We start from the raw sequence: 9,043 nt of genomic DNA on the forward strand, positions 1-9,043 counted from the left end.
CCGCGTTAGCCGCGTCTCAATCGTGCTTCTTCATCAGGTGCGGCGACAGGTTAAGCTCCCGCCCGCGGCGCAAGCGGATACGGCTGCGCCGCCAGAAACGCACGCCCAGCCACAGCAGCAACAAGCCAGCCACGGTGAGGATGCTGGACAACGGTTTGTTGGCGTTGAGTTCCTGCAGGGCAGGATAGTTGCCCAGCAGGCCGGCGACGCCGGCCATGGCCAGCAATACGCCCAGCGTCGCCAGCAGGGCCGACAGGCCGGCCGCCAGGCGGGCGCCCCAGTTACGCGGCTCGCGCGGGCGCAGGCGCTTGGCGTCGAAACTGCCTTTAAGCTTCATTCCGCTCTCCTCGGTGGATATCCGGAATTCGACCTGCTGCTGCCCATCGGGTTCCGCCCGGCTGCCGGGCGGTCCTGCAAGCCGCTCAGATCAGGCTGGCGGTGGGGGCGACGCAAGCGAAGTTGTCAGCCATCACGGCCATTTCGCACTGGTGAATCTGCGCGGCCGGAATGACGCCGTCCTTGAATGCCAGGTCGCGGGTGGCCGACGCGTCTTCTACCAGGGTGCACCGATAACCATAGTCCTTGGCGCGGCGAACGGTGGTGCTGACGCTGGAATGGCTCATGAAACCACAGACGATCAGGTCCAGGTGGCCCAGCTCCTGCAATGTTTCGTGCAGCTTGGTGTTCTTGAACGCGTTGGGCATGCGTTTTTCGATGACGATTTCACCTTCCAGCGGCTCCAGCCCCGGAATGAACTGGCCAGCCGGCCCCTGGGGGTCGAAGCGGCCACCAACAGTGCCCAGGTGGCGAACATGGATGATCGGACGGCCGCTTTTACGGGCGGCGTCGAGCAACCTGGCGATGTTGGCCACGGCCTCGTCCATGCCCGACAGCTTCAGGGGACCACTGAGGTACTCCTTTTGTGCATCGATGATGATCAGGCTGGCGTGGCTCAGCTTGGCCGGCGGATAGTCGCGGCCAGTGAGGCGAAACATCGTGGTTGGAACGGACATCAAGGGCTCCTTGGATAGGGCTTTTGTATACCTATTCTCCCCTGCCTTGGCGCCAATGGGAATGGTTGACAACGCAAGCGGCATGGTTACTGGCCTGTGGCTAGCCTTTGGGCAACGCAAAGGAACAAATGTGCGGGTGGGGCTGTTAGACTTTTGTCCGGTCTGAAAATAGGAGTACCCCGTGATCACATCCCGTCTGCGCACGCTGCGCGACTACATCCGCTGGGCGGTCAGCCGCTTCCACGAGCATGACCTGTTCTTCGGTCACGGTGCCGACAACGCCTGGGACGAAGCCCGCCTGCTGGTGCTGGGTGCGGTGCACCTGCCATGGGAGGTGGCCGACAGCTACCTGGACTGCATGCTCGAGGACGACGAGCGAGTACGCCTTCAGCACCTGCTCAAGCGCCGTATCGAAGAGCGTGTACCGGCCGCCTACCTGCTCGGCGAGGCCTGGTTTTGCGGCATGTCGTTCATCGTCGACGAGCGGGTGCTGGTGCCGCGTTCGCCCATTGGCCAGCTGATCGAAAAACGTTTTGAGCCGTGGCTGGCCAGCGAGCCGGCGCGCATTCTGGACCTGTGCACAGGGTCGGGTTGCATCGGCATCGTCGCCGCTGACGTGTTCCCCGAGGCCGAGGTGGTGTTGGCCGACCTGTCGTTCCAGGCCCTTGAAGTGGCCAACCAGAACATCGAGCGCCATGGCCTGGACGGGCGCGTGTACACCGTGCAGGGCGATGGCTTTGACGGTTTGCCGGGGCAGCGTTTCGACCTGATCCTGTCCAACCCGCCGTATGTCGATGCCGAAGACTTCGACGACATGCCGGCCGAGTACCACCATGAGCCCGAGCTGGGCCTGGCCTGCGGCAGCGACGGCCTGGACCTGGTACGGCGGATGCTGGCCGAAGCGGCTGACCACCTGACCGAGAAGGGTTTGCTGATTGTCGAAGTGGGCAACAGCCAGGTGCATGTCGAGGCGTTGTACCCCGAGGTGGACTTTGCCTGGCTGGAATTCGAGCGTGGCGGGCACGGGGTGTTCATGCTCACCGCCGAGCAGTGCCGCCAGCATCAGGAATTGTTCAAGGCCCGCGTTTAGGCTATTTGGGGCTGCTTTGCAGCCCATCGCGACACAAGGCCGCTCTCACAAGGTGCGCGATCAATCTGTGGGAGCGGCCTTGTGTCGCGATGGGCCGCGAAGCGGCCCCAATCTTTACCGGCAGATGCGGTCTTAGCGGGTTGCAATCCAGATCAACAGCCCTGCCTGGAACACGGCAAACGCCACCAGGCAGGTAATGGTGAAACGCAATCCGCCGTCTTCGCGCTGGTATTTGGCCACGCGCTCATCCCGCTCGCGCAGTTGCCCTTCCTTTTCCTGCAGTTGCTGGTCCGCCTGCTGCAGCAGGTTGGCGGCATCCAGAATCTCCACCCGCTGCAGGCGCTCGCTGCTCCAGGCGGCCTTGAGCTGGCCCACCGTCATATCCGCGATACGGCCCTTCAGGTGCTGGCTGTCCTCGTACTGCACCTCGATACCCACCCCGCGCAAACAGTGGTCACGGCGCAGGCGTGAGTCCTCGTTCAGGGCATCCTTGCTCGGCAGCGCCATGCCTTCAACCCGGTAGTGCGACCACTTGCGCTGCAACCACTGCGCGGCCTGGGCCAGCATGAAACGGCCGATGCCACGGTTCACCGGTTCCAGTTGCAGGCCCTGTTCATTGCCAATACGCACCAGGCGCTCGGCATGGTCGACGCGGATGTCCAGGCGGTTCTGCTCTTTGTGCACTTTCTGCCCAGGCAACTGGATTTCCATGCGCAGCAGGCTGTGTGCCTTGTCATGGCGCTCGGCATAGCCGAACTGCACAAAACGCAGCGGCCGCGCGCCAGTGCTGCGGTCGGTAGGCAGTGCTGCCAGGCGTAGCAGCTGGAAATGTTCGGCGGTCAGCTCGGCCCAGGGCAGGGCGGGGATTTCCTGGGGTTCTTCGGCCGGCTCGACGGCGGTGGGGGAGGTGGTCATCAGGGCTTGTCCTCAGCTATGCCTGCTGTATCGGCAGGCATGGCTGAGACCTGAGCCTGTTTGACTTACGCCGAAGGCAAATGCTGGATGAACGTCACAATTCGCTCGCCCAGCTCACGCGCCAGCGGCAGCTCGGGGTTGAGGTAGCTGTCGCGCTGCTGGCTCATGCCCTTGGGGCTGATGCGCAGCATGTGGTTCATGCCATCGATCAGGACCAGCTGTGCATCTGGCTTGGCCGCTTTCAGCCGTTGGGCGTCGGCCACGTCCACCTGCACGTCGTTGCGCCCCTGCACGATCAGCGCGGGCATGGGCAGGCGGGCAAAGGCGGCTGCCGGGTTTTGCTGGAACAGCGAAATCAGGTACGGCTGCACGCTGGGGCGAAACACCTGGCGCAGCGGCGCTGGCACATCCAGGCTGGTCTGCCCGGCCTGCAGGCGGTCGAGCAGGGCGCTGCCACCGGCCAGTTGCGCGGGCGGCAGGCGCTGGGCCAGTTGTTCGTGCAGCACCTCGGCCAGCGGCCGGCCGCTGCCGGCCAGGGTGATGACTGCGCTGGCGCCCGCCTGCTCGGCGGCCAGGCTGGCAATCAGTGCGCCTTCGCTGTGGCCAATCAGGATCAGCGGGCCGAAGCGCGGGTCGGCTTTGAGCTTGCGGCTCCAGGCGACCACATCGGCCACGTAGCGCTCCACGCTGAGGTCACGCTCGTCAGGCGTGGCCGGCTGGCTGGCGGCCACCCCGCGTTTGTCGTAACGCACGCTGGCAATGTGCTCGTTGGCCAGCAGCAGGGCCAGGCGCTTGAGGTTGTCGACCCGGCCCGACGCTGGGTTGTTGCCGTCGCGGTCGGTGGGGCCGGAGCCGGCGATGATCAGCACCACGGGCGGCGGGGTGGCCTGTTGCGGCAGCAGCAGGCTGCCGTGCAGCACGCCCTGGCCGGTGTCCAGGTCGATCGGGCGTTGCAGTACAGTGGGGGCGGCGGCCTGGGCCAGGCCGGTGCACAGCAGGAAGAGCAAGGCGACGAGGCGCGACATCATGCGGTACTACATGGGGAGATGTGGGTTTGACTCACTGTTGGCGGGAAGGTTCTGGGAAGCGAATGGCAGGTTCGGCCCTTTCGCGGGCACGCCCGCTCCCACAGGTATTTCACAGCATTCGGATCTGTGGTGATCCTGTGGGAGCGGGCATGCCCGCGAAGAGGCCCGCACAGGCGATCAAAGCATCTGTATACTGCTGCTTTCGTCCATTTCAGGCAGAACTCGCGGAGCGTCCATGTCCGGCAATACCTACGGCAAGCTGTTCACTGTCACCACCGCTGGCGAGAGCCATGGCCCGGCGTTGGTCGCCATTGTCGATGGATGCCCTCCGGGCCTGGAAATTTCCCTCGCCGACCTGCAGCACGACCTTGACCGGCGCAAGCCCGGCACCAGCCGGCACACCACCCAGCGCCAGGAAGCCGACGAGGTAGAAATCCTTTCCGGCGTGTTCGAAGGCCGCACCACCGGCTGCTCGATCGGCCTGCTGATCCGCAACACCGACCAGAAGTCCAAGGACTACTCAGCCATCAAGGACTTGTTCCGCCCGGCCCACGCCGACTACACCTACCACCACAAGTACGGTATCCGCGACTACCGCGGCGGTGGCCGCAGCTCGGCCCGCGAAACCGCCATGCGTGTGGCCGCCGGCGCTATCGCCAAGAAGTTCCTGGCCACCCAGGGCATCACCGTGCGTGGCTACATGAGCCAGCTGGGCCCGATCGAAATCCCGTTCAAGACCTGGGAGTCGGTGGAGCAGAACGCCTTCTTCAGCCCTGATCCGGACAAAGTACCTGAGCTGGAGGCCTACATGGACCAGCTGCGCCGAGACCAGGATTCGGTGGGCGCCAAGATCACCGTGGTCGCAGAAGGCGTGATGCCCGGGCTGGGCGAACCGATCTTCGATCGCCTGGATGCAGAGCTGGCCCATGCGCTGATGAGCATCAACGCGGTCAAGGGCGTGGAAATCGGCGCCGGCTTCGCCAGTGTGGCCCAGCGCGGCACCGAGCACCGGGACGAACTGACCCCGGAAGGCTTCCTCAGCAACAATGCAGGCGGCATTCTGGGCGGTATTTCCTCGGGCCAGCCGATCGTTGCCCACCTGGCACTGAAGCCCACTTCCAGCATCACCACCCCGGGCCGCTCGATCGATGTCGATGGCAACCCGGTGGACGTCATCACCAAGGGCCGCCATGACCCGTGCGTGGGCATCCGTGCCACGCCGATTGCCGAGGCGATGATGGCCATTGCGCTGATGGACCACCTGCTGCGACACCGTGCGCAGAATGCCGATGTGCAAGTGAATACCCCGGTGCTGGGCCAGCGCTGATCCACCTGCACCGGCCTCTTCGCGGGTAAACCCGCTCCTGCATTGGGATATCACTGCCCTCAGGTGCAGTGACAGGGTGAAATCCGCGTAGGCGCGGGTTCACCCGCGAAGAGGCCGGCCCAGGTCCCCACAAGGCCACTCCATGCAACCCATCCCCTACTGGCGCCTGTCCAGCTTCTACCTGTTCTACTTCGCCCTGCTGGGCTCCACCGCACCGTTCCTGGCGCTGTACTTCGATCACCTGGGCTTCTCCCCGGCGCGCATCGGCGAGCTGGTGGCCATCCCCATGCTGATGCGCTGCGTGGCCCCCAACCTGTGGGGCTGGCTGGGCGATCGCACGGGCCAGCGCCTGTTGATCGTCCGCCTTGGCGCGCTGTGCACCCTGGCCACCTTCGCCCTGATCTTCTTCGGCAAAAGCTACGCCTGGCTGGCGCTGGTGATGGCCCTGCACGCGTTCTTCTGGCATGCGGTGCTGCCGCAGTTCGAGGTCATCACCTTGGCCCACCTGCACGGGCAAACGTCGCGCTACAGCCAGGTACGTCTGTGGGGGTCGATCGGTTTCATCCTCACCGTGGTTGGCCTGGGCCGCTTGTTCGAGTGGTTGAGCCTGGACATCTACCCGGTGGCGCTGGTCACGATCATGGCCGGCATCGTTGCCGCCAGCCTGTGGGTGCCCAATGCCCAGCCGGTGGAACAGGGCGGGCGCAGCGGCACGGAAGGCTTCCTGCAACAGTTGCGTGCCCCGGGGGTGATCGCGTTCTACGCGTGCGTGGCCCTGATGCAGCTCAGCCACGGGCCGTACTACACCTTCCTTACCCTGCACCTGGAGCACTTGGGCTACACGCGCGGTGCCATCGGCCTGTTGTGGGCGCTTGGGGTGGTGGCCGAGGTGCTGATGTTCATGGTCATGAGCCGCCTGTTTGCCCGTTTCAGCGTACAGCGCGTGCTGTTGGTCAGCTTCCTGCTGGCGGCATTGCGCTGGCTGCTGCTGGGCAACCTGGCCCAGGAGCCGGCAGTACTGATCTTCGCCCAGCTGCTGCACGCGGCCACCTTCGGCTGCTTCCATGCCGCCAGCATCGCGTTTGTCCAGGCCAGCTTCGGTGCCCGCCAGCAGGGCCAGGGCCAGGCGCTTTACGCCGCGCTGTCGGGTACCGGCGGTGCGCTGGGGGCGCTGTACTCAGGCTACAGTTGGAAGCTGCTGGGCCCCACCTTCACCTTTGGTATGGCCAGTGCCGCAGCCTTGGCCGCAGCCGTTATCATTGCCCTTTGTTCGCAACCGACCAGGACCCGCCCCTGATGAGCATTCTCAGCGTTTTCCACCCCGCCAGCCCGGCACTGCCGAACAAGGTGCTGACTCACCACGACGACATCGCCGCTACGTTGGCCGAGCAGGGCGTGCGCTTTGTGCATGCCGAACCTGGCCTGCGGGTGCGCCCGGGCACGGCCCAGGACGAGGTGCTGGAGGTTTGCCGCGTGTATCTGGATGAGTTGATGACGGCGCATGGCAGCAAGGCCTTCGCGCTGCTCAACCGCGACGGTGAAGACCCGGCACAGGTCGATGTGCGTGATGAACATGTGCATGATGCCGACGAGCTGTTCGCCGTGGTCAGCGGGCGGGCGCAGGTTGGCCTGCGGCTGGGGGGCTGGGTGTATTCGGTGCTGTGCGAGAAGGGTGACCAGCTGCTGGTGCCGGCGGGGACGCGGCGCTGGGTTGAGCTGGGTGATACACCTTTTTGCCTGGCGTTGCGCTTGTATGGCAGCGAGCAGGGCATGCAGGCGCGGTTTACCGGGGATGTGACGGCGCGGGCATTCCTTGGGATCGACGAGCTGTAATGGCATCACCGGCCTCTTCGCGGGTGAACCCGCTCCTACATTGGCTGCGCGATGCCAAGGGCGGCGCAACCGTCGGTCGTAGGAGCGGGTTTACCCGCGAAGAGGCCAGTTCAGGCAATACACCCCTCAGCGGTAAGTCGGCAGGGCAAACCGCTGCTGGCTCTGCAGCATCGAGATGACCGGCAACTCACTGGCCTCTTCAGCCAGGTCACGACGGATGGCACTGATCGCCCAGGACAGCTGTTCGGCACTGTGCAATTGCCCATAGGTCAGCACCCGGCGGGTAACCTTGCCATCCGCTGCGCGCAGGGTAAGCAGTACACCGCCATCGGGCCGGGCTTTGGTATTCACTTGATAGGCCGAAAATACCGAGGCGAACTTTTGCTGGATGAGGTCCATATCAACTCCTGGCTGGTGTGTGGCAGACATGAGTTGATGGTTGCAGTGACCGTGCCAGAATCCTGTTTGGCAAAAAATCTAGTAAAAACAGTAGCTTACGTGGAATTTTCAGAAGCGGCATCGTGCAGGCTGCACGGTCGTGCATTTTGCACAGTGCATTTTGCACGGGTCAGGGTTTGCCTATCGGCCTTATAGAATCTGAACCTTTGACCGCAATGGCATGCCTGACGAACACTTGGGCCATCAATTATGCCAGGAGGTTCCCCATGTCCAGCCAAGCCGCACCTGCCACCATGACCGACGACGAAACCGCTGCGTTCGCCGAGCAGGTGTTCGAACGTGCCCGTCAGGGCGACGCCGACATGCTCGGGCGCCTGCTTGCCAGCGGCCTGCCGGCCAACCTGCGTAACCACAAGGGCGATACCCTGCTGATGCTGGCCAGCTACCACGGTCACCACGAGGCGGTGCGCGTGCTGCTGGCGCAAGGTGCCGACCCGCTGATTGCCAACGACAATGGCCAGCTGCCGATTGCCGGTGCCGCATTCAAAGGGGACCTGGCGATGATTCGCCTGCTGGTGGAGCATGGCGTGCCGGTGGATGCCGCCGCGCAGGACGGTCGCACCGCGCTGATGTTGGCGGCCATGTTCAACCGCAGCGAAATCCTCGACTACCTGCTGGCACAAGGGGCCGACCCGGCGCACCAGGACGCCCGCGGCATCACCGCCCTGATGGCGGCGCAAACCATGGGCGCAGCAGACACTGCCGCGCGCCTGCAAGCACAGGCCGGCTAACCGCCTGGGGGCATTTGCGGCTATCCTTGGCGACTTTTCACCCGTCGCAGGCCCCCTTCCATGAAAACTCAGTTGCTCGAATTCATCAGCCTCATTGGCGCCGGCTGCATGCGTGAGGCAGACATCGAGCGTATCGCCGACGAGGCCGCCCAGGCCTACGCCGACCCTGCCGCCTTCCTGGCCGCCAACCCCGACATCAACTACGACGACACTTTCCCGATTCCCCTGGGCGAATGGGTGGTGCTGGGCAGCCTGCCGGATACCGTGGTGTTCCAGGCCGACAGCTATCAGGAGCTGTTCCAGCAGATCAGTGATTCGTTCGACAACAGCGTGCCGTTTACCCTCAAGCCCAAGCAACTGGCCCGTACCGAGCCACTGACCGCGCTCAACCGCATCCAGGTGCAGATGGGCGCGCTGAACAAGGAGGCGGGTGGTTATGTGCTGCTCAACTTCAGCCAGTTGCTCGATGATGAACTGCAGATGGTCATGGTGGGGCAGCAGGACCTGGCGCGGGTAATGGAGCTGGGGGCAGCGCTGGGCATCAAGGTCGAGCCGGCGCTGGAAGCCCTGAAGGTCGCCGTACACATCTAAAGCCTGGCACAGGCCTTGTGGGTGCAACTGTCTTGCTCAATTTCTGAAAGCTGGCG

The 9,043-nt window shown here is 64.3% G+C and carries 11 protein-coding genes; 6 read left to right on the forward strand and 5 right to left on the reverse strand.

Annotated elements, in window-relative coordinates:
- Positions 1-16 precede the first annotated feature (16 nt).
- Positions 17-337: a hypothetical protein gene (locus ACF8Q6_RS10460; protein ID WP_004577080.1), complete on the reverse strand. Its 321-nt coding sequence runs from the start codon at positions 335-337 to the stop codon at positions 17-19.
- An 85-nt stretch (positions 338-422) separates the two neighbouring features.
- Positions 423-1,013, reverse strand: coding sequence for a cysteine hydrolase family protein (locus ACF8Q6_RS10465; RefSeq protein WP_003252796.1), 591 nt, complete (start codon positions 1,011-1,013; stop codon positions 423-425).
- Positions 1,014-1,194: 181 nt separating this feature from the next.
- Between ACF8Q6_RS10465 and prmB the strand changes: the two genes are divergently transcribed.
- Positions 1,195-2,103 (forward strand): 50S ribosomal protein L3 N(5)-glutamine methyltransferase, encoded by a 909-nt coding sequence (prmB, locus tag ACF8Q6_RS10470; RefSeq protein ID WP_392489807.1) that lies wholly within the window; start codon positions 1,195-1,197, stop codon positions 2,101-2,103.
- A 132-nt stretch (positions 2,104-2,235) separates the two neighbouring features.
- On the opposite strand, the gene ACF8Q6_RS10475 is transcribed toward prmB, so the two are convergent.
- Positions 2,236-3,018 carry a hypothetical protein gene (locus ACF8Q6_RS10475; RefSeq protein WP_161775442.1) on the reverse strand — a complete coding sequence of 261 codons (783 nt, stop codon included), beginning with the start codon at positions 3,016-3,018 and terminating at the stop codon, positions 2,236-2,238.
- A 65-nt stretch (positions 3,019-3,083) separates the two neighbouring features.
- Positions 3,084-4,046, reverse strand: coding sequence for an alpha/beta hydrolase (locus ACF8Q6_RS10480; RefSeq protein WP_003252801.1), 963 nt, complete (start codon positions 4,044-4,046; stop codon positions 3,084-3,086).
- Positions 4,047-4,281: 235 nt separating this feature from the next.
- Between ACF8Q6_RS10480 and aroC the strand changes: the two genes are divergently transcribed.
- The 3 genes from aroC (at position 4,282) to ACF8Q6_RS10495 (ending at position 7,206) form a co-directional block, all read left to right on the forward strand.
- Positions 4,282-5,373 (forward strand): chorismate synthase, encoded by a 1,092-nt coding sequence (gene aroC, locus ACF8Q6_RS10485; RefSeq protein ID WP_003252803.1) that lies wholly within the window; start codon positions 4,282-4,284, stop codon positions 5,371-5,373.
- A gap of 142 nt (positions 5,374-5,515) precedes the next feature.
- Positions 5,516-6,670 carry an MFS transporter gene (locus ACF8Q6_RS10490; RefSeq protein ID WP_012053343.1) on the forward strand — a complete coding sequence of 385 codons (1,155 nt, stop codon included), beginning with the start codon at positions 5,516-5,518 and terminating at the stop codon, positions 6,668-6,670.
- On the forward strand, positions 6,670-7,206 hold the full coding sequence (locus tag ACF8Q6_RS10495) for an oxidase (protein WP_221100882.1): 537 nt from the start codon (positions 6,670-6,672) through the stop codon (positions 7,204-7,206). The genes ACF8Q6_RS10490 and ACF8Q6_RS10495 overlap by 1 nt, the downstream gene beginning before the upstream one ends.
- A gap of 126 nt (positions 7,207-7,332) precedes the next feature.
- On the opposite strand, the gene ACF8Q6_RS10500 is transcribed toward ACF8Q6_RS10495, so the two are convergent.
- Positions 7,333-7,605, reverse strand: coding sequence for a DUF3509 domain-containing protein (locus ACF8Q6_RS10500; RefSeq protein WP_003252809.1), 273 nt, complete (start codon positions 7,603-7,605; stop codon positions 7,333-7,335).
- A gap of 266 nt (positions 7,606-7,871) precedes the next feature.
- Here ACF8Q6_RS10500 and ACF8Q6_RS10505 point away from each other — a divergent pair, with 266 nt between their 5' ends.
- Together ACF8Q6_RS10505 and ACF8Q6_RS10510 are read left to right on the forward strand one after the other, a co-directional pair.
- Positions 7,872-8,396, forward strand: coding sequence for an ankyrin repeat domain-containing protein (locus ACF8Q6_RS10505; RefSeq protein ID WP_108191506.1), 525 nt, complete (start codon positions 7,872-7,874; stop codon positions 8,394-8,396).
- 60 nt (positions 8,397-8,456) lie between these two features.
- Positions 8,457-8,987, forward strand: coding sequence for a hypothetical protein (locus tag ACF8Q6_RS10510; RefSeq protein WP_104962308.1), 531 nt, complete (start codon positions 8,457-8,459; stop codon positions 8,985-8,987).
- Positions 8,988-9,043 lie beyond the last annotated feature (56 nt).

Source organism: Pseudomonas sp. GLN_2 (assembly GCF_043106005.1).
GTDB classification, from domain to species: domain Bacteria; phylum Pseudomonadota; class Gammaproteobacteria; order Pseudomonadales; family Pseudomonadaceae; genus Aquipseudomonas; species Aquipseudomonas alloputida.

Bases quoted from the DNA above. Each gene is read 5' to 3' on its own strand.
- ACF8Q6_RS10505 (WP_108191506.1), top strand. From the start codon at position 7,872: ATGTCCAGCCAAGCCGCACCTGCCACCATGACCGACGACGAAACCGCT.
- ACF8Q6_RS10500 (WP_003252809.1), bottom strand. From the start codon at position 7,605: ATGGACCTCATCCAGCAAAAGTTCGCCTCGGTATTTTCGGCCTATCAA.
- ACF8Q6_RS10510 (WP_104962308.1), top strand. From the start codon at position 8,457: ATGAAAACTCAGTTGCTCGAATTCATCAGCCTCATTGGCGCCGGCTGC.
- ACF8Q6_RS10490 (WP_012053343.1), top strand. From the start codon at position 5,516: ATGCAACCCATCCCCTACTGGCGCCTGTCCAGCTTCTACCTGTTCTAC.
- ACF8Q6_RS10460 (WP_004577080.1), bottom strand. From the start codon at position 337: ATGAAGCTTAAAGGCAGTTTCGACGCCAAGCGCCTGCGCCCGCGCGAG.
- ACF8Q6_RS10480 (WP_003252801.1), bottom strand. From the start codon at position 4,046: ATGATGTCGCGCCTCGTCGCCTTGCTCTTCCTGCTGTGCACCGGCCTG.
- ACF8Q6_RS10495 (WP_221100882.1), top strand. From the start codon at position 6,670: ATGAGCATTCTCAGCGTTTTCCACCCCGCCAGCCCGGCACTGCCGAAC.
- ACF8Q6_RS10465 (WP_003252796.1), bottom strand. From the start codon at position 1,013: ATGTCCGTTCCAACCACGATGTTTCGCCTCACTGGCCGCGACTATCCG.
- aroC (WP_003252803.1), top strand. From the start codon at position 4,282: ATGTCCGGCAATACCTACGGCAAGCTGTTCACTGTCACCACCGCTGGC.
- ACF8Q6_RS10475 (WP_161775442.1), bottom strand. From the start codon at position 3,018: ATGACCACCTCCCCCACCGCCGTCGAGCCGGCCGAAGAACCCCAGGAA.